Source organism: Streptomyces sp. NPDC002889, assembly GCF_042888425.1.
Classification (GTDB): domain Bacteria; phylum Actinomycetota; class Actinomycetes; order Streptomycetales; family Streptomycetaceae; genus Streptomyces.
Genome location: NZ_JBIAPT010000005.1, coordinates 94,783 through 116,527, shown reverse-complemented (window position 1 = coordinate 116,527; position 21,745 = coordinate 94,783). Strand labels below are relative to the sequence as shown.

At 68.7% G+C, this 21,745-nt stretch carries 22 protein-coding genes; 8 read left to right on the top strand and 14 right to left on the bottom strand.

Annotated features, from left to right (window positions below; translation table 11 throughout):
- The first annotated feature begins 13 nt into the window (after positions 1 to 13).
- The 5 genes from ACFYWI_RS09220 to ACFYWI_RS09200 all read left to right on the top strand — a co-directional run bounded on the left by ACFYWI_RS09220 (position 14) and on the right by ACFYWI_RS09200 (position 4,810).
- Complete coding sequence (locus ACFYWI_RS09220) at positions 14 to 202, top strand: hypothetical protein (protein ID WP_389227634.1); 189 nt, start codon at positions 14 to 16, stop codon at positions 200 to 202.
- A gap of 39 nt (positions 203 to 241) precedes the next feature.
- Positions 242 to 1,549 (top strand): ATP-grasp domain-containing protein, encoded by a 1,308-nt coding sequence (locus ACFYWI_RS09215; RefSeq protein ID WP_389227631.1) that lies wholly within the window; start codon positions 242 to 244, stop codon positions 1,547 to 1,549.
- Positions 1,546 to 2,790, top strand: coding sequence for an MDR family MFS transporter (locus ACFYWI_RS09210; protein WP_389227628.1), 1,245 nt, complete (start codon positions 1,546 to 1,548; stop codon positions 2,788 to 2,790). The genes ACFYWI_RS09215 and ACFYWI_RS09210 overlap by 4 nt, the downstream gene beginning before the upstream one ends.
- Before the next feature lie 269 nt (positions 2,791 to 3,059).
- Positions 3,060 to 3,566, top strand: coding sequence for a DUF664 domain-containing protein (locus tag ACFYWI_RS09205; RefSeq protein ID WP_389228320.1), 507 nt, complete (start codon positions 3,060 to 3,062; stop codon positions 3,564 to 3,566).
- Positions 3,567 to 4,264: 698 nt separating this feature from the next.
- The gene (locus tag ACFYWI_RS09200; protein WP_389227625.1) at positions 4,265 to 4,810 is read left to right on the top strand and encodes a tellurite resistance TerB family protein; all 546 of its coding nucleotides are present in this window, start codon (positions 4,265 to 4,267) and stop codon (positions 4,808 to 4,810) included.
- A gap of 270 nt (positions 4,811 to 5,080) precedes the next feature.
- On the opposite strand, the gene ACFYWI_RS09195 is transcribed toward ACFYWI_RS09200, so the two are convergent.
- From ACFYWI_RS09195 to ACFYWI_RS09180, 4 genes are all read right to left on the bottom strand, one after another.
- Positions 5,081 to 5,332, bottom strand: a complete 252-nt coding sequence (locus ACFYWI_RS09195; RefSeq protein ID WP_389227622.1) for a hypothetical protein — start codon at positions 5,330 to 5,332, stop codon at positions 5,081 to 5,083.
- A gap of 141 nt (positions 5,333 to 5,473) precedes the next feature.
- Positions 5,474 to 5,647, bottom strand: coding sequence for a hypothetical protein (locus ACFYWI_RS09190; RefSeq protein ID WP_389227619.1), 174 nt, complete (start codon positions 5,645 to 5,647; stop codon positions 5,474 to 5,476).
- A 96-nt stretch (positions 5,648 to 5,743) separates the two neighbouring features.
- Entirely contained in the window at positions 5,744 to 6,973 is a 1,230-nt protein-coding gene (locus ACFYWI_RS09185; protein WP_389227616.1) for a DUF2993 domain-containing protein, read from the bottom strand.
- Positions 6,974 to 7,286: 313 nt separating this feature from the next.
- Positions 7,287 to 8,795 (bottom strand): alpha/beta fold hydrolase, encoded by a 1,509-nt coding sequence (locus ACFYWI_RS09180; RefSeq protein WP_389227613.1) that lies wholly within the window; start codon positions 8,793 to 8,795, stop codon positions 7,287 to 7,289.
- Positions 8,796 to 8,890: 95 nt separating this feature from the next.
- On the opposite strand from ACFYWI_RS09180, the gene ACFYWI_RS09175 reads away from it, so the two are divergent.
- Entirely contained in the window at positions 8,891 to 9,808 is a 918-nt protein-coding gene (locus ACFYWI_RS09175; protein ID WP_389227609.1) for a MerR family transcriptional regulator, read from the top strand.
- A 358-nt stretch (positions 9,809 to 10,166) separates the two neighbouring features.
- Positions 10,167 to 11,825 (top strand): ABC-F family ATP-binding cassette domain-containing protein, encoded by a 1,659-nt coding sequence (locus ACFYWI_RS09170; RefSeq protein ID WP_389228317.1) that lies wholly within the window; start codon positions 10,167 to 10,169, stop codon positions 11,823 to 11,825.
- 138 nt (positions 11,826 to 11,963) lie between these two features.
- On the opposite strand, the gene ACFYWI_RS09165 is transcribed toward ACFYWI_RS09170, so the two are convergent.
- The 9 genes from ACFYWI_RS09165 to ACFYWI_RS09125 all read right to left on the bottom strand — a co-directional run bounded on the left by ACFYWI_RS09165 (position 11,964) and on the right by ACFYWI_RS09125 (position 19,399).
- Positions 11,964 to 12,344 carry a hypothetical protein gene (locus tag ACFYWI_RS09165; RefSeq protein ID WP_389227606.1) on the bottom strand — a complete coding sequence of 127 codons (381 nt, stop codon included), beginning with the start codon at positions 12,342 to 12,344 and terminating at the stop codon, positions 11,964 to 11,966.
- 278 nt (positions 12,345 to 12,622) lie between these two features.
- Positions 12,623 to 12,766: a hypothetical protein gene (locus ACFYWI_RS09160; RefSeq protein ID WP_389227603.1), complete on the bottom strand. Its 144-nt coding sequence runs from the start codon at positions 12,764 to 12,766 to the stop codon at positions 12,623 to 12,625.
- A gap of 26 nt (positions 12,767 to 12,792) precedes the next feature.
- Complete coding sequence (locus ACFYWI_RS09155; RefSeq protein ID WP_389227600.1) at positions 12,793 to 13,986, bottom strand: ABC transporter ATP-binding protein; 1,194 nt, start codon at positions 13,984 to 13,986, stop codon at positions 12,793 to 12,795.
- Between the two features lie 38 nt (positions 13,987 to 14,024).
- On the bottom strand, positions 14,025 to 14,858 hold the full coding sequence (locus tag ACFYWI_RS09150; RefSeq protein WP_389227597.1) for a carbohydrate ABC transporter permease: 834 nt from the start codon (positions 14,856 to 14,858) through the stop codon (positions 14,025 to 14,027).
- Positions 14,858 to 15,802 (bottom strand): carbohydrate ABC transporter permease, encoded by a 945-nt coding sequence (locus tag ACFYWI_RS09145; RefSeq protein WP_389227594.1) that lies wholly within the window; start codon positions 15,800 to 15,802, stop codon positions 14,858 to 14,860. Before ACFYWI_RS09145 ends, ACFYWI_RS09150 begins: the two co-directional genes overlap by 1 nt.
- Positions 15,799 to 17,109, bottom strand: a complete 1,311-nt coding sequence (locus ACFYWI_RS09140; protein ID WP_389227591.1) for an ABC transporter substrate-binding protein — start codon at positions 17,107 to 17,109, stop codon at positions 15,799 to 15,801. The genes ACFYWI_RS09145 and ACFYWI_RS09140 overlap by 4 nt, the downstream gene beginning before the upstream one ends.
- A gap of 303 nt (positions 17,110 to 17,412) precedes the next feature.
- Positions 17,413 to 17,811, bottom strand: a complete 399-nt coding sequence (locus tag ACFYWI_RS09135; protein ID WP_389227588.1) for a hypothetical protein — start codon at positions 17,809 to 17,811, stop codon at positions 17,413 to 17,415.
- A 79-nt stretch (positions 17,812 to 17,890) separates the two neighbouring features.
- Positions 17,891 to 18,520, bottom strand: coding sequence for a hypothetical protein (locus ACFYWI_RS09130; RefSeq protein WP_389227586.1), 630 nt, complete (start codon positions 18,518 to 18,520; stop codon positions 17,891 to 17,893).
- A gap of 381 nt (positions 18,521 to 18,901) precedes the next feature.
- The gene (locus ACFYWI_RS09125) at positions 18,902 to 19,399 is read right to left on the bottom strand and encodes a peptidylprolyl isomerase (protein ID WP_389227583.1); all 498 of its coding nucleotides are present in this window, start codon (positions 19,397 to 19,399) and stop codon (positions 18,902 to 18,904) included.
- Between the two features lie 532 nt (positions 19,400 to 19,931).
- Here ACFYWI_RS09125 and ACFYWI_RS09120 point away from each other — a divergent pair.
- Positions 19,932 to 20,477 carry a hypothetical protein gene (locus ACFYWI_RS09120; RefSeq protein WP_389227581.1) on the top strand — a complete coding sequence of 182 codons (546 nt, stop codon included), beginning with the start codon at positions 19,932 to 19,934 and terminating at the stop codon, positions 20,475 to 20,477.
- A gap of 235 nt (positions 20,478 to 20,712) precedes the next feature.
- On the opposite strand, the gene ACFYWI_RS09115 is transcribed toward ACFYWI_RS09120, so the two are convergent.
- Entirely contained in the window at positions 20,713 to 21,612 is a 900-nt protein-coding gene (locus tag ACFYWI_RS09115; protein ID WP_389228314.1) for a hypothetical protein, read from the bottom strand.
- Between the last annotated feature and the right edge of the window lie 133 nt (positions 21,613 to 21,745).

The following is a 21,745-nucleotide window of genomic DNA, read 5'->3' as shown; positions in this document are numbered from 1 at the left end:
GCACCGTTGATGCATGAGCCTCTCGGCCGAATACGCACTCGCCCAGGCCCGAGCAGCCCAGCATCACGACCCGACGCTCCCGGAGCTCGGCGTCAACGACTGGGCCCTGGTCAGGGAACTCCGCGACGCCTACCGCGAGGCCCGCCGCCCGCGACGACGCCGCACCGCACGGAGGTGCCGAACTGAACCTCCTCAGCCGTGACGCCATTCCCGACTCCCGGCGAGCCCGCCGGGAGGAAACGTGAGAGAGGGACCCACGTTGTCCGACGATGTCGTATCCACCCGCCAACGGTCCTCGGCGGTCGCCACCGGACGGCCTCGCGTCCTGGTCATCGGTGGCAAGCCCAAGCATGTGCGCAAGGCCCGGGAGCTCGGCCTGGACGTGGTTCACGCCCAGTTCCCGGACGAGTACGACCGCGGCCACTGGCCCTACGTCGATCAGGCGCTGCTGCTCGACTACGGCGACACCGACCGGCTCCTGCCGCTGGTCCGGGCGTTGCACGAGGCGTATCCGTTCCAGGCCGCCGTGTCGCTGTTCGAGCTCGGGCTGCTGCCGACGGCGCGGATCAACGAGGCGTTCGGCCTCGGCGGCGAGTCCGTCGCCACCGTGGAACTGCTGCTGGACAAGTGGCGGATGCGCCGGCACCTGGCCGCGCGGGGCATCAGCCCGGTGGCCTCCGCGGTCGGCCGATCCGCGCAGGACGTTCGGGAGTTCGTTCAGGCGCACGGGCTCCCGATCATCGTCAAGCCGATCCGCGAATCGGGCAGCCTGGGGGTGTTCTGCATACGTGACCGAGCCGACGTGGACGTCGTCGCCGAACGGTTCCGATCCCTCGACGACGGGCATTGGGCCGCCAGGGACCTGTCCTGTGCCGATTCCTTCGACGAATTCCTCATGGAGGAGTTCCTGGACGGCCCGGAGATCAGCGTGGAGACACTGACCTTCGACGGCCGGCATGTGGTCGTCGCGGTGACCGACAAGGAGTGCGGCGGCCCCGGTTTCGTCGAGATCGGACATTCGCAGCCCAGCGGCTGCTCGACCGAGACGCTGGGCGAGGTCACGCGGTTGGTGGCGGACTTCCTCGACGCGGTGGGGCTGCGCAACGGTCCAGGGCACACCGAGGTCAAGCTGACCTCGCGCGGCCCGCGGATCGTCGAGTCGCACAACCGCATCGGCGGTGACCGGATCAACGAACTGGCCGAGATCGCCTACGGCGTCGACATGGAGCGCTACGCGCTGGGCGCCAGGTTCGGCGTGGTGGAGCCGCTGACCACGTCGCCCGAGCCTCGGGGCGGAGCGGCCGTCCGGTTCCTCGCTCCGGAGCCCGGGCGGGTCGTGGAGGTGAGCGGCGTCGACGCCGTGCTCGCGGACCCGGCGTTCGTCGACCTCCAGTTGGGGGTGGAGCCGGGCGACGAGGTACCACCACTGACCTGGAACGAGGACAAGGTCGGTCATGTCATCGCCCGCGGCGCCACCGCCACCGAAGCGATCGCCCATGGCAGGCGGCTGGCCGCGGCGATACACGTGCGCACCGAGCCCGTCGCGTGAGCATCGCGCCGCCGGACCGGTCGGGTGTCGACGAGCCGCGATTCCGCGACGCGCTTCGCGGTCTGCCCGGCCGCGTGTGGATCATCAGTCTCGGCATCCTGGTCAACCAGGTCGGCAACTTCCTGCCCGTGTTCATCGTGCTCTACCTGACCGAGCGCGGCTATTCCGCCGGTGCCGCGGGGTTCGTGCTGGGCGTGTCCGGTCTGGGCAAAGTGCTCGGCAACGCCGTTGGTGGCCACCTCGCCGACAAGATCGGTCGGCGCTGGACCATCGTGCTGTCCGCTGTGACCACCTCCGGGCCGACGGCGATCGTGCCGTTCCTCGGACCGTTGCCGATCATCGTCTCGGTGGTCGGTCTCATCGGCGTGACGTCGCAGATCTACCGGCCGGCCGCGGCCGCGGTGCTGCTCGACTCCGTGGCGACCAACCAGCAACGGCTCGCCGCCTTCGGGGTGTTCCGGTTCGCGATGAACATCGGCGCTGCCCTGGGCGGCGTCATCGGCGGTGTGCTGGCCAGCACCTCCTATGCGGAGCTCTTCCTGGGCAATGCCGCCGCATGCCTGCTGTTCGGCGTGGTCGTGGCGGTGCTGCTGCGGGATGCGCCCCAGACGCGGGCCGACCAGGACGACGCGGACACGCAAGCGGACCGGGATGTGGGGTACCGGCAGGCGCTCGCCGACCGCACCCTGGTGCGATTCCTGCTGATGACCGTGGTCGCCGAGTTCGTCTACATCCAGTCCACCGTCGGCCTGCCCCTGCACGTCAGCGACGTGGGTCTGACCGAGCGCGACTTCGGTCTCCTCATCGGGCTCAACGGTCTGTCGGTGTTGGTGCTGGAGCTGCCCATCACCGGCGCGGTCTCCCGGTACCGGCCGGAGTACGTACTGGCCATCGGCAACCTGCTCATCGGTGTCGGTCTCGCGCTGACCGGGTTCACGACCGGCATGGTCCTGCTGTCGGCGACGGTGCTGATGTGGACGCTCGGCGAGATGATGTCCAGCTCCGTCGCCAACGCCTACCTGGGAAGTCTGACTCCGCCGCGGATGGTCGGGCGCTACCAGGGGTTGTACGGCGCCGCGTACACGATCGGTACGGGCGCCGGACCACTTATCGGCGGCGCCGTGTACGCGATCGGCCCGTGGGCATTGTGGGCCCTGGTCGGCGCGGCCGGGCTGCTGGCCGCACAGCTCTGTCTGCCGCGCCGCCGCGCGGCGTCCACAGCGGACGAACCGGATTCCTGACCTGGGGGTGGAACGATGGACGACGCGACGTCACCTCGAAGAAGCAGCCCACCGGCGTAGACGACCGTTTCGCGCTATTGGCGACAAAAGGTACATTTATGATGTCCGTCGTGTGCCGCCCGGTCGGCGTCCGCGGGGTGTGTGAGGGCCTTGGGAAGTGACTGATCCGGGGCGATGCAAGGAAGAGGACTGGGCGTGAGGGTCGGTGTGTGCCGACGCCGGTGAGGCCGGCCGGCTCGGCGGTGGCAGATGCGGCCTGGGAGCAGGGTATGAACGGTTGCGGAGTGCTGGCAGATGCTTTCGGCCGCATTCAGGAGGCGGTTCACGGAGCGGTCCGTGATCTTTCCGCGGAGGAGCTCAACACCCGGGTCAGTGATGACGCGAACTCCATTGCCTGGTTGGTATGGCATCTGACGCGTGTTCAGGACGATCATGTTGCTGACGCGGGCGGTCTGGAGCAGGTGTGGCTCTCGGGCTGGGCGGACCGATTCGCGCTGCCGTTCGCTCCCGAGGTGACAGGGTTCGGACAGAGCAGCAAGCAGGTCGCTGCCGTACGCGTCGACTCTCCCGAGCTGCTGCTCGGTTACCACGATGCCGTTGTGGAGCAGACGCTGCGTTTCATCGAAAGCCTCGACGACGATGCGCTGGACCGCGTCGTGGACAAATCGTGGATTCCGCCGGTGACACTGGGGGTTCGTCTCGTCAGCGTCACTGCCGATGACTTGCAGCACGCGGGCCAGGCCGCATTCATCCGCGGCCTGCTCGGGCGGCGTTGAACATCACAGGGGCCGGCGGATCCTGGTGGTCCCGGAGGCGGTTGTCTCCGTTCCCCGGACGGGCAGCGGATACCGGTCGCCATCGGCGAGCTCGTACACCCCTCGGGCGACGATGGCTCGTAGTGCACCTCAGCAGATGCCGTCCGACGCTGTTCGAGTGTCGCGGCCTCCTGGAGCGGGGTGGCCATGGCCGGCGTCAACACCGGAGCGATCGAGCGCCCCGGTGTGTCGGGGAAGCCGCCTGGCCCCCTCCAGCCGGCTTGGCCAGGCGACGGAGCCGATCCCCCGTGCGGCTCCTCTGCCGGCGGCGGAGGAGCCCGAGACCGAGCGGCGCTCGAGGTCAGTTTCCTGACCCTGGGCGGGGTGATCCTGCTCAGCGCGCTGCTCGCGCTGGCCGTCTGCCTCAGCCGGCCGTCTGCCGCTCGTCGAGGGGTGCGGACGACTGCCCGCTAGGCATGCACACCGGTGGGAGGAGACCGGCGTTGCCGGCACTCCAGGAGAGCTTCTCGGCCGGAAACACGGCCGTGAGTACCTTCCGCGTTCCATCGACAGCGCGGCGGCCCCGGCGCCCGGGCCCGCACCCGTAGGCTCTGCATTGGTCGCCGGAACTTCGTGACGGCGGAAAGCGTTGGCATCGTGACCCGCGAGGACATGCGGGCGTGACCGGAACGACACGAGCAGAAGCCGAGGCGGCACCAGTGGCGATGTGGGATCGGATCAAGGAACAGGCCAAGGGTCTGCAGCAGGCCCAGGGGACGCGGGGTTCCAGCGGTCACGGGCACGGTTCGGGATCCGCGGGCGGCTCGCGGGCCCAGCTGGTGAAGACGCTGAAGTCGCAGCTCACTTCGCTGAAGGCCGAGCTGAAGAGCGGTGCCTACCGGGACGCGAGTATGGCCATGTGTGCCCTGGTGGCTGCCGCCGACGGACACGTCGACCCGGCCGAGAGGCAGCATGTGGAATCGCTGATTCTCAACAATGACGTCCTTCGGAACTTCCCTGCGGACCAGTTGCGCCAGCGGTTCAACAAGCATGTCGACCAGTTGGCGGTCAACTTCCAGCAGGGGAAGGCGGAGGCGATGCAGGAGGTCGCCAAGGCCGCGAAGAAGCAGACGGAGGCCAGGGCGGTGATCCAGACGGGGATCGTCGTGGCCGGCGCGGACGGCTTCGTCGCCCCGGCCGAGGAGCAGATCATCCGGGAAGCGTGTTCTGTGCTGGGCCTGTCTCCTGCGGAGTTCAGCCTCTGAGGACCCGCACCACCTGGCAGTGACCTTCCCCGGGCTGCTCCTGCGGCGAGCTGCCCGGGAGCAGCCCCCGGGTCATCGAGAGCCCAGCGGTCTCCATGGCCGCCCTTCGGTCTGACGCAGACCGGGCGACGCGCACCTCGGCAGATCATGGGCCGGGGCGCATCACCTGCCAGTGGTCGCGTGTCCCCGAGTCACGGGGCTCAAGAGGCCGGCGGCGGGGTGGTCGCACGACAAAGCCCCCATGGGTGCGGAGCCAGGTGCCGAGGGGTGTCAGTCGGTGGGTTCATCGGGTACCGGCTGGTCGGCGTCCGCGTCTTCGGAGTCCGGCGCCCCACGAGGCCCGGCCGCCGGCTCATCGATGTCCGGCAGGTCTTCCGATGTGAGGCCCTTCTCGTCCGCGGAGCGGCCCAGCGCTTCTTCGGCTTCGGACGATTCCTCCGTCTCGGCCTGCTGATCGGGCATGTCTCGCGGCAGGGGTTCGTTCGAGTCCTCGAAGCCCTCCGGACGGTATTCGGCAGTCATCGTTTCTCCTCCTCAGGCCGGTTCCGGGACTGTGGGACGAGTACCCCTCGTGACGAAGTCGAAAGACGATCGGTCCGTGAACCCAGGTGCAGGCCCGGCGGCACGAACATGCCGCCGAGCCCGTCGCTGAGGGGAGCAGGGTCAGTGCTTGAAGGTGTCCTTGGTCTTCTCCTTGGCACCCCGCGCCTTTCCGCGGGTTTCCAGGGCAGCGCCCTTGACCTCGGCGGACTCGTTGCCGATCGCGTGGCCCGCCTTCTTCACAGCCTTGCCGACAACCTGCTCGGCCATGGCCTTGGCCTTCTCTCCGGCACTCATGTCAGTCCCTTCGTAGTCCTTCGTCGTGCACGTGCCCCTCATCGCACGGCTGAAACGGGTCGCTGCACCCAGCTGCCCGTGCCTCTCGCCGGGTGCCTACCGCTGGTCACCGCCGGCACCGGCCACCTTGCCGAAGGTCAGGCCGGTGCCGGTGAGGTCCGCCCGTACGCCGGAACGCTCGACCTCGATGCCGCGCAGCCGCAGGTCCCCCGTGGTCTTGGGCAGTTCGAAGGAGAGGGACAGCTGGTCGGACAGCTCCGGCGGCCTGAGCGCGAGCAGGGCGCTGACAAGGCCCGGGTCGATGCCCGCCTTCTCCAGAAGCCAGGGGTGGTCGATGACGAGCTCGACCAGGTTGACCTTCATCAGCTGCTCGATGAAGCGCGGTGAGCCGGTAAGCCGGCTGAGTTCCTTCTCGCTGCTCAGAGCGCGGTCGATCTGGGAGCGGGGTATGCCGAGCCGTTCCACCACGGCGGGCAGGTCGAGGAGCGCCTTGGCCTGGGCCGCCTCCTGGGTGATCCTGCGGACGGCCTCCGGGTGCAGCCGCAGTCCCGAGTGCGCGGGGTCCTTGCCCGGGCGGTAGGTGAACAGGCCCGGGACGTCCAGGCGCATGCCCTCCACGGTGGTGGACACCGCGCGGTCGCCGTCGCGTCGGAGGTGGGCCTGGGCCCGAACGCTCACATCTCGCCCGGCGACCGGCAGCGACCCGATGATGCGTATGCTGCCGCGTCCGGCGTCGGAGAACTCGACCTGGGACGCGCCCAGTTCACGGTTGAGGTCGTCGAAGGACAGCAGTACGTCGCCGTCCATGCGGTCGATCACCGCGCCCTGGATGGCCGTCGGCAGATCGCCGACGATCCGCACATCGGTTGCGGTGGCGTGCACTTCGGCCAGGGATACCTTGTCGGCGGCGACGTCGGGGACGGTGACGTCGGCCTTGTCGATACGGCGGTTCAGCACTTGGGTCAGGAAGGGAAATCCCTCGATGTCGACCTGTGGTCTGGCGGCGAGGTCCAGCGACTGCTGGATCTTGTCCTCGGCCTTCTCCTCCGCGTACGCCACGGCCAGACGGTCGCCGGTCACGAAGAACGTTGCGGTGACGACCGCGGCAACGGTGAGCTTCAGCGCGACGGGAAGGGCCGCGAGGCGGCTCTTGCCGCGGTGGTTGGGTGGTGACCAGTCGTCCGCCTCGTCGCCGTCCGAGCGGATTCCGAGTCGGTCGAAGCCCGAGAAGCCGTCTTCGCCACCGCCCGGCTCTGCGCCGTAGTCCGGTTCGGGGTCTGCCAGTTGAGCCAGTTCGTCGTACGGATTGCGTGGTTGCGTGGACATGCGTGTGGGGGATCGCATCGGCTCATCCCATCACGATCACTACTGTCGAACGCAAGCCCGACCGTCACAACAGGACGAGATTTCGACCACGTCCGCCGGGCAACGGGCTACGGGAAGTGCCAACAGTCGCGGCACTGCGCGGAATGCCCCGCCTACGACCGGCCCCCCACCTGCCACAAGCGAGGGCGGTGCCCGGGCGCTCGGTGAGGGTGGGTGGGCCGCCATATGCCGCGTCAGTGCGATGGTCACCTCACCGTGACGTTCCGTGCGGTCGCTGTGCCGGGCGGATAAGAATGATCATGTGAGGGATGTCTCAGCTCCGCAGGTGCCCCAGTACCGATAGCACCGCGCGGTCCACGGCGTGGCGCGCCTGCTCGGTGTGGTCGATCGTCTCGAACCCGTGGTGGCCGAGCGGTACGTCGACCACCTCGACATGTGCCTCGCAGACCTTGGCAGCGGCCAGGAATTCCTCGACCGTCACCGCGATCTCCGCGAGCTCCAGCTCCACCCGGGTCACCACGATCGGCAATTGCCCCGCGGTACGCACCGCGACCGCAGGGCGGAAGCGGGAATCGGCAAGCCCCCAGTTCGGCAGCGGCGCGAGGATGGGATAGGTCGCCGCCACACACCGCAGCCACGGCGGTGGCGCCGCGAGCCAGTCCGCCGCCAGCAGCCCGCCACCGGAGAAGAACCACAGAGCGACGCGATCCCCGTCGACGCGCGGATCGGCTCGTACGAGCTCGACCGCTTCGGCGACATCCTCGGCAGCACGCCCGTAGTCGGCGAGATCATGCAGCCGGTGATCCAGCGTCACGCCCACCAATCCGTGACTCGCCACGTACTGGCCGTAGCCGACAAGGGCCGGCCAATCGCGTGGCGTCGGCCGCACCTCGGGGGGAACCGGGCCGCCATGGACGAACACCACCGCCGGACGAGGGCGCTCGGCATCAGGCAGGTAGAGGTCGACCCGCCCCACCCGCTCGCGGCGCCGCTCCGGTACGTCCATGAGGAACGGCCGGAGATGCTTCGGCTGCTCGCTCCCCGCGGCGGCCAACCGGTGCCCTTCTCCTGCTGCGGCTCGGAGCAGTACCTCGGTCAGCTCGTCAGGGGTGGAGAGCATCGGCCAGTGCCCGGTGTCGAGTTCGAAGAAGCTCACCCGGGGGTCGGTGAGCGCCTGGAGACGGGGGTCCCCGAGTCCCACCAGGTTCTCGACCAGGGCGATGCTGGAGCCGTTGGCGGTGCAAAGGACGCCGGTCGTCGGTAGCTCGGAGAACGCCCCCGACAGTCGGAGCGGCTGGGTGAGCGTGCCCAGCGGCTGCGGTGCGGCAAGGCGGGTCAGCCGTGCCAGCGCGTCTGCGGGGATGCCGGCGGTGCTGCCCCAGCGCTGCCATTCGTCGGGCGGCGGCGGGGGGATCCGCCAGTGGTCCTCGGACGGCTCGGCCCGGTGCAGCAGTCGCTCGTGGACCGCCTGGTCGGGCACCAGTCTGACGGCCGGGTCGCCGTCCTGGGGCATGCCCGTGTCCAGGTAAACGATCCGGGCGATCCGTTCCGGACGCAGGTCGGCGGCGCCGAGCACCGGGTGGATGCCGTAGCAGTGACCGACAATCACCACCTCCGGCGCCTCCAGACGGTCGATCAGCTGCACCAGATCCCGGATATGCGTGTCCAGGTCCGTGTCGGGCCCCGCCAGATGGCGGCGCTCGCCCATGCCGGTGAGCGTCACCGGATACGCCTCGGCCCCCGAGTCCCGCAGCCCGGCGGCCACCTCCCGCCATACCCAGCCCCCCGTGTGGGCACCCGACACCAGAATGAAAGCCGTCATGAACCTCTCCTCGCACGCTTGGCCCGCGGGCCGGCCGCACAGGCCGTCCCCGCTCGCCGGTACGGTAGGAACTCCCCCTGAGGGAGGTTCAAGTCGTGTCCTCTGACGCAATGTTGAGCATCGGAGAGCTCGCCGAGCACGCGGGCGTCACTGTCAAGACCGTCCGCTTCTACTCGGACCGCGGTCTGCTGCCCGAAGCCGTCCGCAGCGTCGGCGGCCACCGCCGGTACGGTCCTGAGGCGCTCGACCGTCTCCGCCTGATCCGCTCCCTGCGCACCCTCGACCTGCCGGTCCCGGACGTGGGCCGGATCCTCGACCAGGAGGACGCGCTGGAGGACGTCATCGCCGAGCAGCTGCGGGAGCTCGGCTCGCGGCTGGCCGCTCTGCGCTGGCAGGAGGCCGCCCTCCACCTGCTCCAGGACTGCACCCCCGAGGAACGCGCCGAGCGGCTGCGCCTGATAGGCGCCATGTCCGCCCCGCCGAACACGGCCGCGCTGGCACGCTTCTGGCGGCGCTGGCTGCCCCCACGGCTCCCTTCCCGACTGGTCTCCGCAATCATCGAACAGGCCGTACCGCAGCTCCCCGAGGGGCCGACACCGGCCCAGGCGTTGGCCTTCGCCCGGCTGCATGCCTTCGTCTCGGCCCCCTGCGTCGGCACCGATCGCGGCCAGCCCGCAGCACACCGGTCCGACGGGGGCTACCGCCCGGCCGTGCTCTACGACGGTCTCGGCGAGGCGTATGCGCTGGCATCGCCGGAACTGCGGGCCCATCGGCCGCCGCGCGAGGGCGAGGCACTCGACTGCTTCGTCTCCGCCTATGCCCGCTCATGCGGCATGCGCGACACGCCCACCTTCCGCCACCGTCTCAGTGCCCAGCTCGTCGCGGATCCCCGTATCGACCACTACTGGCAACTCACCGCCGAAGTGTCCGGCCCGTCGGAACCGACCCCCGGCGCCGCCCACGACTGGCTCTGCGCCGCCCTGGAGGCCCAGACCGTCCGTTCAGCCGACTGAACCGGGTGCCGTCACTCGGCGGCCGGAGAACAGGGCCTTGCCCATACGGTGTTCTCGTCGCGTCGGTGGCCCGGTGATCCGTCGCCACGGTGGCACCGACCTCACACCCCGGCGGCGGCTGTCGCCCGCGTACTGCGTGCCCGTGCCCCGGTCTGCCCGCCCTTCGACGGCGGTGGCCCCCTCCGGCCTGCGGCAATTCTCAGCACCGCGCCCGTGGGCTGCTGTGCTCCCCGGCCATGACCGGACCTTGCGAGACGCATCGTCTTGCGAAGGCGGGTGAGAGGTGCTACTTTCAATCGAGACGAGACGGTGCGTCTCGCATGCTCAGGTAGTCCACTGAAGGGAATCGCCCTTGTTCCTGGTCGCGTCCGCCCCGGTCACCACCGCGGTACCCCAGATCACTCTCGCCGACGTCACGAAGCGCTACGACGACCGCATCGTTTTCGACCGCGTCTCGTTCACCCTCCGCCCCGGCGAGAAGGTCGGCGTCGTCGGCGAGAACGGCTCCGGAAAGTCCACGCTCCTGCGACTGCTCGCCGGGCAGGAGGAGCCCGACAACGGCAGACTCACCGTCGTCGCCCCCGGCGGCATCGGTCATCTCGCGCAGAGGCTGGACCTGCCCGGCTCGGCGAGGGTCGGCCACGCGATCGATCTCGCTCTCACCGGTCTGCGCCGCCTCGAGCGTCGCATCCGTGCGGCCGAGGCGGGTCTGCAGACGGCCGGCGAAGCCGGAGCCGAGGAATACGCGCGGCTGGTTGCCGAGTTCGAGGCGCGCGGTGGGTACGACGCGGACCGCAAGGTCGCCATGACCCTGCGCCGGCTCGGCGAGCGAGAGCCGCTCGACCTCGACCGGCGGCTGGGGACGCTCTCCGGAGGCCGGCGTTCCCGGCTCGCGCTCGCCGCTGCCCTTGCCTCCTCGCCCGAACTGCTGCTGCTCGACGAGCCCACCAACGACCTCGACGACGAGGCCGTCGGCTGGCTGGAGGAACAACTGCACGCCCACCACGGCACGGTCGTCGCCGTCACACACGACCGTGTCTTCCTCGAGCGGGTCACCTCGACCGTGCTGGAGGTGGACCAGGACCGGCGTACCGTGCGGCGCCATGGCAACGGCTATGCGGGCTTCCTCGCCGCGAAGGCCGCCGACCGGGCGCGCTGGATCAGCGCACACGAGGACTGGCGTGCCGACGTGGCCCGTCAGTCGCGGCTGGCCACCGCCAACATCGGCCTTTTGTCCGCGATCCCGAGGAAAGCGCCGGCGGCGTTCAGCGGCGCGGGTGCTTTCCGGGCGCGGTCGCGCGCCCACGGTGCGATGAGCCGTATTCGCAACGCCCGCGAAAGGCTGCAGCGGCTGACATCGAACCCGGTGCCGCCGCCTCCGCAGCCGCTGCGCTTCACGGCCGGTATCGAGGGCGAGGCAGCGGGTGGTGTTGCTCTGTCGGGCGTCGAGGTGCCCGGACGGCTCACGCTCGACGGCTTGGAGATACCGCCGGGCGGTCGACTGCTGGTCACCGGGCCGAACGGCGCAGGCAAGTCGACCCTGCTCCAGGTGCTGGCCGGTGAACTCGTTCCGGCCGCGGGCACGGTCACCCGTCCGTCACGGGTCGGATTCCTTCGCCAGAGCACGCAACCGGTACCCGACGGGCGCACGGTCCTCCAGGCATACGGCGAGGAGCGGGCGGAGATGCTGTCCGCGACGGGCCTGTTCCACGAGCGGGACTTCACCCGGGCCGTACGGGCACTTTCCACCGGTCAGCGGCGCAGGCTGGAGCTCGCTCTGCTGGTGGCCGAACCGGTCCACCTCATGCTGCTCGATGAGCCCACCAACCATCTCTCCCCGGCGCTGGTGGAGGAGTTGGAGGCAGCTCTCGCCGGGTATCCGGGCACGCTGGTGGTCGTCACACACGACCGACGGATGCGCGGCACGTTCGACGGTCCGGAACTGGTGGTCGGTGACGCCGAGGGAGGCGGTGCGCGCCGGGCGAGGACATCCTCCGCGGTCGTGCCGGAGAGATGAGCCCCCTGCCATGGCCTGACCCAAACCCTTCTCGGCCGGGTGATTCACGGCCGTCCAGCGGTGCGAACATCGCGTACACCTCCGCCTCGGTGGGCTATTCGCTCTGGTCGTGAGCGGCGGCGAGGGGGGCCGCCCGGATCAACTCCGGGGCGGGGGTGTCGATGCCGTGATCCGCTCGTGCACTACGTAGTCGAAATCATTGCCTTGCCGGTACACCCACTTGCCGACGTAGATCGGGTCTATCCCGATGCGCTGAAGACCGGCGACGAGCTGACGAAGTACGTGCGGGGGGAACGACGAGAGATCGTACCTGTACGGGAAGATCCGGGTGTCCGTCTCCTCGGGCGGCGCGGTGTGGGTGCGCGTGATGTCGATTTGTATGTCTGCGAGGTCGGCGATCACCCACTCCCAGTAGTTTTCCCCGTCAATGATGTCCACCCGCGCGCCGACCGCGGCCGCCAGTTCCTCGAGTGATTGGTGACTGCGGAACCACACGTCGGTGCTCTCCTGGGCTTCCATTGCTGTGTTGCTCCTTCGAGTGTGAGAACCGACGCCTGTCATGGCAGCGGCGTCGGGGGAGGCTGTGCAGGGCGGCGATCGCCTGCTCATCAGTATTTGTGATCATATCTGAGGGCCGTGTGGCGGTTGCTGACGACGGCGTAGGCCCCGCCCCGCCGAAGGGAGTTGTTCGACGAGGTGGTCACCACCGGCAGCGCCCCCCATCGGTGGTCCGTCACCGGCCGTGCGCCACACAGGTGTTCAGGCGGGCCCGCCGGGACCGTTGGAGGAGCAGCGGGTCACGTCGCAGGGGGCACGCTTGCCGCGACGGGGACGAGCAGTGCGGTGACGTTGTCGTGTCCGCCGGCGTCCAGGGCATAGGTGACCAGCGACCGATTCTGCTGACCGTCGCGGAACGCGGCGGGCTCGGGGCCGTCGTGCAACCGGCATGCTCACCGAGTCTCGGCCGTCATACGCCGTCGGTGTTCTCCCTGCGCGAGAGGTTCGCGCCGCTGCGTGGGTCGAAGAGGTGCATCCTGGACGTGTCGACCCACAGTTCGGCCCGGCTGCCCTCACGGATGCGGGTTGCGGAGCTGAGGCGGGTGACGATCTGGTGCTCGCTCGTCCCGGTGTCCGACGCTCCGGAATCCGCGGCCAGCTCCTCCAGCTCCGAGGTTGTTGTCGGCTGCCACTCGTTCTCCGTGAAGTACGCGTACACATCGGACCCGAGTGACTCGACCACGTCCACAGTGGCGGTGAAGGTGACCCCTGTACGGCCGGGGTCGACCAGGGTGGCGTCCTCGAAGGCCTCCGGTCGCAGGCCCACGATGAGGTCCCGGGGAGCGTTCTGCCGTTCGAGACCCCGAAGCACCTCAGGGGCGAGGGGGAGGTCGCCGATCGAGGTGTGCAGGATGTTCCCTTCCAGCGTGGTACGGAGGAAGTTCATGGCGGGTGAACCGATGAATCCGGCGACGAACAGATTGCGTGGCTCGTCGTAGAGATGCTGTGGTGTGCCGACCTGCTGGACGACGCCACCGCGCATGACGACCACGCGGTCGCCGAGCGTCATGGCCTCGGTCTGGTCGTGGGTGACGTAAACGGTGGTGGTGCCAAGGCGTTGCTGGAGGCGCGAGATCTGGGTGCGCATCTGTACGCGGAGCTTGGCGTCAAGGTTGGACAGCGGCTCGTCCATCAAGAACACCTTGGGACTTCGGACGATCGCCCTGCCCATGGCCACGCGTTGGCGCTGGCCGCCCGAGAGGTTCGCCGGCTTGCGGTCCAGATGCTCCGTCAGGGCGAGGATCCGCGCGGCCTCCTCCACCTTGCTGCGGATCGTGGCCTTGTCCACCTTGGCCAGGCGCAGGGCGAAGCCCATGTTCTCGCGCACACTCATGTGCGGGTACAGGGCGTAGCTCTGGAAGACCATGGCGATGTCCCGATCCTTGGGGGCCTTGTCGTTGACGACCTGGCCGCCGATGCGCAGGGTCCCTTCGGTGATGTCCTCCAGCCCGGCGATCATGTTGAGGGTGGTGGACTTGCCGCACCCGGAGGGTCCGACCAGGATGACGAACTCCCCGTCGCCGACTGTGAGGTTGACGTCCCGTACCGCCAGGGCGCCGTCGGGGTACCTCTTGGTGATGCCCTCGAGAACGATCTCGGCCACGGTCGGTGCTCCTTGTCCTGACAACCGGCTGCTGAGGGTCAGCCCTTGACGGCGCCGGAGGTGAGTCCGGCGACGATGCGCCGCTGGAACAGCAGCACGAAGACGATGATCGGAACGGTGATCACGACCGCCGCGGCGGCGATCGAACCGGTGGGCTGCTCGAACTGGCTGCTCCCGGTGAAGAACGCGATCGCCGCGGGGACCGTCCGTGCCGCGGTCGTCGACGTCAGGGAGATCGCGAACAGGAAGTCGTTCCAGCAGAAGATGAAGACCAGGATCGCCGTCGTGAACACGCCCGGGGCTGCCAGGGGTGCGATCACCAGCCGGAACGCCTGGGCGGGGGTGGCGCCGTCGACCTTGGCCGCCTTCTCCAGATCCCAGGGAATCTCACGGAAGAACGCCGAGAGAGTATAGATCGCGAGCGGGAGGGAGAAGGTCATGTACGGGATGATGAGTCCCGGCCAGGTGTCGAAGAGGCCCAGGATCCGCTCGATGTTGAACAGCGGGGACACCAGCGAGATCGGCGGGAACATCGCGATCAGCAGGGACATCCCGATCAGCAACCGTTTGCCGGGGAAGCGCAGCCGGGCCACCGCGTACGCCGCCATCGTCCCCAGAACCACTGCGATCACCGTCGCGATCAGCGCGATGCCGATGGAGTTGATGAGGGCGCGGGTGAACTCCGAGGTCTGGAAAATGCCGCGGTAGTTGTCCCATGTCCACTTGCTCGGGATGAAGTTGCCGTCCGTAAGGGTGCTCGGTTCCTTGAACGAGAGGGCTGCGATCCACCACACGGGGAACAGGGCGTAACCGATCACCACGATATTGGCGACCGTCCAGCCCGACACACGCCGTTTGCCCGCACGGGCCATCAGCGTCCTCCCTCCTGCGAGCCGGGCGCCGCGGCCCCGAACATCTTGATGAAGACGAAGGCGATCAGCCCGACGCACAGGAAGATCAGTACGGAGATTGCCGATCCGATGCCGAGGTTCAGAGCGGTGAAGAGATTGTCGTAGCCGAGGATCGACACCGAACCGGTGCCGTGCGCTCCCGAGGTCAGGATGTAGATGTTGTCGAAGACCCGGAAGGCGTCCAGGGTTCGGAAGAGCAACGCCACGAGGATGGCCGGTTTCATCAGCGGCACCGTCACCAGGACGAACCGCTGCCAGGCGGTGGCGCCGTCCACCTGCGCGGCGCGCAGCGTCTCCTCCGGCACCAGGGCGAGCCCCGCCAGCAGCAGCAGTGCCATGAACGGGGTGGTCTTCCACACCTCGGCCAGGATGATCAGTCCGATCGCGGGCCATTGCTCGGTCAGCGGGGCGGCACCGGTCGGCAGCAGCGCGACGAGATATCCGGTGCCGGGGGTCCAGGCGTACTGCCAGGAGTACGCGGCGACCACGGTGACGATCCCGTACGGGATCAGGATCGCTGTGCGCACGGTCCCGCGGGCGAAGATCGTGCGGTGCATGACCAGGGCCAGCGCGAAACCGAGGACGAGTTCCACGGCCACGGAGGTGACAGTGATGACCAGCGTCACCCAGAACGCCTCCCACCAGAACTCGGAGGAGAGCACCGCGCCGTAGTTGCTCAGCCCCACGAAGCGCGCCTGGTTCGGGAAGCGCAGATCGTAGCGCTGCAGGGAGAGATAGATCGCATAGCCGATGGGATACGCCGTCACGGCGAGCATGACGGCCACGGCGGGGGCGCACAGCAGCCAGCCCAGTCGCCGCTCCTGCCGTGCACCCTCGGACTTGTCCCTGGCCCTGTCCGGAGGCCGGGCCGGCGCGGTCTCCGCCGCGGGGGCCGGTTGGTTCACGGGATCAGCCCCTTGGACTCGAGGGCGTCCTCGATCTGGCTGCCGATGCGCCGCACGTCGCTGCGTGGCTCGATGCCTGAGGGCGGCGAGAGCGTGTGCGAGATGGCGATGGACACGTTCTGGTAGGCGGGCGTCTTGGGCCTGATGCTGGCGCTCTCCAGCGCTGCCAGCACTTCCGAGGAGAACGGGTAGTCCTTGACCAGGGCCGGGTCGGAGTACAGCGAGCGCAGCGTGGGCGGAAGTCCGCCCTTGAGCGCCGCGGCCGTCTGGTTCTGCCGGTTGCGCAGGCACAGAGCTGCCTCGTACGCCAGATCGCGGTGGCGGGAGTAGGCCCCGATGGCGAGGTCGATACCGCCGATGGTCGGCTCGGAGGGTCGCCCCGACTCCACTCGCGGGTAGGCCGCCCAGCGGAAGTTCTTGAACAGCGTGGGGTTGTTGGCCTTCATCGACGGATAGACGAACGGATAGTTGATCTCGAAGGCGGCACTGCCCGATTCCATGGCGAGCCGGTTCTGGTCCTCCATCTGGTTGGAAAGGGACGGGTCGGCGGCCGGTGAGGTGGCCAGGTCGCGCATGATCGCGGCTGCTCGGACGGCGGGCGGACCGAGCGAAGGTGCGGTGGCGCGGGCATTGAGGACGGAGCCGCCTGCGCTCTCGACAAGCGTGTTGAACCAGACCGTCAGCCCCTCGTACTGGGCGCCCTGGATCTCCACGTAGTGCGGTTTGCCCTGCCGGGCGAGCTCACGTGCCATGCCCAGCATTTCGGCCCAGGTTCTGGGCGGCTTGGGCACGAGGTCGTCGCGGTACCAGAGCAGCTGGGTGTTGGTGTTGTAGGGAACGGCGTACAGCCGGCCCTTCCAAGTCGCCGTCTGCAGCGGCACTTTGAGGGTGTCTTCAGTGGCGCGCCGGAGGTTGGTGCCCGTCCACGGCAGGATCCACTTGGCCTCGGCGAACTCTGCGGGCCACGTGACGTCGAGCCCCATGATGTCCACGGTGCTGTCCCGTGCCGCGAGCCGTCGTACCAGTTGCTGGCGCTGGCCGTCCGCAGTACGCGGAAGCTTGTGGTACGTGATGCTGTAACGGCCGCCCGAGGCCTTGGTGCAGTTGCTCGCCGCACTTGCCAGGGCTCCGGAGTCGTCGGGAAAGTTGTACCAGTTCAACGTGATGTGGTCGGTCCCGTTGGAGCCGCAGGCGCTCGCGAGTACGGCCAGAAGCGGCAGAGCCGCACATGACCGGAGCATGCGTACGGTGGTGCGACGCGACGCCCTGCGGACGTCGGGCCGGAGCGGGCGGAGAGTCTTGTTCACGCGCTCCACACGGCCTCACGCCTCTCTGATCCGGCGGTTCTCCGGCGGGGGCGGGTCGAACACCCGGCTCCGCCGACGGTATGTGTGCCGATGCCGCAGATCACCGTCAGAGCCATGTGTCGGGACGGGTGCACCCGGATGGCGGCAGCGGTCGCACGGCAGATCTGTGCCGAACAGGGCGGTGGGCATGGGGGCGCCGGAGGGGGAGGGCGATGCCGTCGTCGTGGGGGGAGGGGTGGCCGTTGGGGTGGAGGGTGAGGAGGCGAAGCAGCCACTGCCGTAGGGGCGGCGCATGGTTCCCGGCTACGAGGCGACCGACTCCACTCTCCCGCCGAGGCGCTCATGCAGTGCAGCGACCATGTCGGCCGTACCGTAGGCAACCCATTTGTCACCCACGAGGTACGTACCACCGAGGATGGTTTCGCTGATCCACTCGCGCTGTCCCCGGACGGTGGCGAAGGTGGTGAGAACGTAGGTGCTGTCGCCCGTCTTGCAGCTGGCCAGGCGCTGGCTCTCCTCGTCCACCTCAATCGTCGGGGTGCACTGGGCCCGGGCAGCGAGCTTTTCCAGCCGGCCCGTCGCCGTCCCGGACTCGGCCTGAGGCTCATCGAATCCGATGCCCCAGACGGCGATGGCCACTCCGGCGGTCAGGAACAGTGCGGAGAGAACGGCGTCGGTGAGTCGAGATCGGTCGGTGCGCATTCGGCCATCCTGCCGCTCGACGCAAGGCTGTGCGAACCCGCCCTCGGGTTCGCCTTCTGTCGCCTGTCTGTCGAGCAGCTCAGTTCCTGCGACAGTGCCGGGCCGCGGGCGGCCCCTTGGCGGTTCGCAGCATTGACCACGGATCGTCCCTGCCGTTGCCGGAATTCTTGCGGGAGCAGCGGCAGAGGGTGGCGGTGGAGGCCAGGAAGGTGTTGTCGCCGGCGAAGGTGGCGGTGTAACAGGTGTCGTTGGAACCCTCGCCGGGAACCGTGCAGCCGGCCCTGCCCTGGCCGTCGGTGGTGGCGGTGCACAGTGTGACCGGCGAGGCGGTGTTGCTGGTGAAGGTGACGGTCGCGCCTTCCAGGGGCCTTCGTGCCGCGCCGAGCCGGCCATCGGCGCTCAGCCGGGCGATCAGCGTGATGGGCCGGTCGCCCCGGGAGCCCTTGGAGTGTCGCTTCTTCGCCCTCAGAGTCAGCCGGCTCGCGGTCGGCTCGTGCTCCACCAGGGTGATTGCCACGCCGGTCGGTCCTGCGCCGACGCCGACAGTGTCGGTCACGGTGTGGGTGGCGGTGTCGAGCACCGACACCGTGTCCGCGTCACGGTTGGCGACGTAGGCGTACGTTCCGGTTGTCGCGGCGGCGGGCGCGGCGCCAACGATCGGGACGGTCAGGCCGGCCAACAGGGCCACTGCCGCCGCCCAGGACCGCACCAGCGCCCACCCTCGACCCCCGGTGCCGCCTCTGCCCTGGGCCCTCACCTGCTCCGGTGCCCCAAACAATGTGGTACCCGGCATGAAGACCTCCCGCAGGGCACCACACCGAGATGTGTTCCTGTCCCTGGACCACTCGGCGACTGATGCCCTGTCACGGATGCCCGGGCGCCGAGGGGTCGCCGCGTCCGACGCTCAGCGCCACGACGGGCTTTCCCGCGCCGAACAGCTCCCGCTTCACCTGCTCGGCCCTGCAGGATCGGCCGGGCAGAAGGCGGCGATCCCGCGCGGCTTCAGGCGGTTGACCCGAAGCAGCGCGGGATCCGTCCGGTGAACGGTCTGTCCAGGACGGCTGCGAGAACGCAACCGCCGCGTGCACGTCTACGCGTCGACGGTGCCGGACTTCTCGATCCGGACGCGGGCGCTGGGGGTACCGCTGCGCGAGCCCAGGGCCTCGATCTTCTTGACGACGTCCATGCCTTCGACGACCTCGCCGAAGACGACGTGCTTGTTGTCGAGCCAGTCGGTGACGATGGTGGTGATGAAGAACTGCGAGCCGTTGGTGTTCGGGCCCGCGTTGGCCATGGACAGCTGGCCGGGCTTGGTGTGCTTGAGCTGGAAGTTCTCGTCGGCGAACTTCTCACCGTAGATGCTCTTGCCACCGGTTCCGTTACCGGCGGTGAAGTCACCGCCCTGGAGCATGAAGTCAGGGATCACACGGTGGAAGCTGGAGCCTTCGTATCCGAAGCCGTGCTCACCCGTGGCAAGCTCGCGGAAGTTCTTCGCGGTCTTGGGGACCACGTCGTCGAACAGCGTGAAGACGATCCGGCCCGCCGGCTCGCCGTCGATGGTGATGTCGAAATACACGTCGGGATTCATGAAGACATCCTCGCATCCAGAGGATGGGCTGCTGACCACACGACACCAGCGCGGGCACCCCGAATCGCTGACCACCGGGATCCCCGACAAACGTCGCCCGAGCCGAGGGGCCCCATGGCCCATGCTCTGCTTACCGAACACGGGCCTCGTCCGGGTCCGTCTCCGCGACGGAGGCGATGAGCCCGGTACGCCTCGTCCTGGCCGCGCCGGCCGGCCCCGGCCCTCACCCGTATCTGCTCGCCTGCCTCCCTTCCTGAGCGAGAACACCCATGTCCGCGCCCAGGATGTGATCGTCCTCACCGGACTCGAACGGCTGCCCCAGGTGCACTGCCCGAGCAGCTGCCGACTGTCGGTTGCCGGGCGGATTCCTGTGAGCGACATCCCGTGCCCCCGCCGTGGCGGGCAGCTCAAGCGGCTACCATCTGCCGCAAGACGGTGTATTTCAGGGCGTGATGGCCTCGAAGGGGAAGGACGCAAGTATGACCGCGATCCTGGCCGGCAGCGAGGCTGACCGGCCTGACCCTGTGTCAGCGTGACGGCACCGGTTCCGGACCCGGCCGCCCTCGGGCAGGGTGTTGCCGCCACGGCAGCCCGCGCGGGCGACACTGCGGCCGCCCGGCTCAAGGAACGGATCTACGCGACCATCACGTTGACCGCTGTCGTGGTGGCCCTCGCCGAGACAGCCGCGCCCGATCACTCCGAAGCAGCGCTCACCGTGACCGTGACGGCGCTGGGGGTCTGGCTGGCCACGCTGGTCGCGGATGAGCAGTCGCACCGGGCGGTGAGCGGGCGCAGTGCGAACCGGAGGGAAGTCCTGACAGCGCTGCACGTCTCCAGTCCGCTGCTGTTGACCGCCGTAGGGCCACTGGTGCTGATCGGCATGTCGGCGCTGGGCGTGATGGGTCTGGAGACCGCTCTGATGGTCAGCGCCGGCGTGGAAGTGGCCACTCTGTTCCTGTGGGGCTGGCGGACCGGCCTGCGGATGGGCAACGGACCACTGAGTGCACTGATCTCGGGTCTTTTCGACACTGCGATCGGCTTGGCGGTCGTGGCTGTGAAGCTCCTCGCGGGACACTGAGCGGTCCCCGCACAGTCGGCGGCACGGGCACCGGCACCGCGCCTGGACCCTCAGCCGGCGCGTGACGCCCCGCGAAGGTGCGGGCAGGTTGCGCGTCCGCCTCGGAGCTCGTCCGAGTGTCTCCGCGCCGCCCGCCCGCATTGCCCCATCCGAATCACCCGCTGTCTCAGGCCCGGCGCTGGGACAGCTCTACGGTGGGCTCACCCTCACCGTCGCCGGCGGACGGCGTGAGGACCTATGACGAGCCTGCCTGCTTCTTGATCAGCTCCGTGAAGTCGACTGTGTCGGTGGCCGGGGGCCTTTCCACCGAGACCTTGGTCCCGTAGCCGCTGTAGAAGACGGTCGAGTTGAACTCACCTGTCTTCATCTCGCCCCGCTCGACCTTCTTCACCAGCAGGTCGTTGTCGTCGACCCAGATGTCGACCTGTTCGGTGGTGATACCGGCGTCGCCGAGCTGCTTCTTGAGCTTCGCGAGCTGGTCGGCGTCCAGAGCGCTGGTCCTCGCACTCAGCTCGGCCACATCGATCGTTCCCGAGTAGTGTGTGGCAGAGACACCGCGCACATCCTCCTGACCGACCTTCTTCACGTCACCCGAAGCCAGCAGAGACTTCACCCCCTGGTCAGGAGTGGTGTTCTGCATCTGGTCCTTCATCACGTCCCCGGCCGGGCCGCCGAGCTCGGCCAGGTCGTCATAGGCGTACCGGATCCACTGCCTGCCACCCGACTGCTGGGCGGCGGCAGCGCCCATGTTCACGACGTAGCCGTCCTTGAAGTACCGGGCCTCCATCGCGTCGTCCACGCCGGCCTGCTTCATGCTGTCCGCCATGGTGCCGCCGGTGTAGGTGATCTCGATGGTGCCGGTGAGCCCGTCGGACCAGTCGATGGTCCCTGACTGCTTCATCGACATCACATCACCCATCACCGTGGTGCCCTCGACGCGTGCCGAGTCCGCACCCCTGGTCTTCTCCTGCACGCTGCGCAGCGCGGCTATGGGGTCGGTCTGCACCACTGCGCCGCCGCGGTCGTTGTGATCGGGGCCCTTGGTACCTCCCGATCCACTGCAGGAAGCCATCGATACAACAGCCGCCGCTACGGCCGTGGATGCGTACAGGTGCCGCCTGGTCTTCGTCATCACTGCTTGTTCCACCCCTCGTTGTGTCATCCGACGCTAGCGGCTGCCTACGACAGTCCGTCCCCGCCCTCGGCATATGGAGACGGGTCCCACCCCTCGAAAGGTTGCGGAGTCCCTCGGGGAGTCCCGAGGGGCC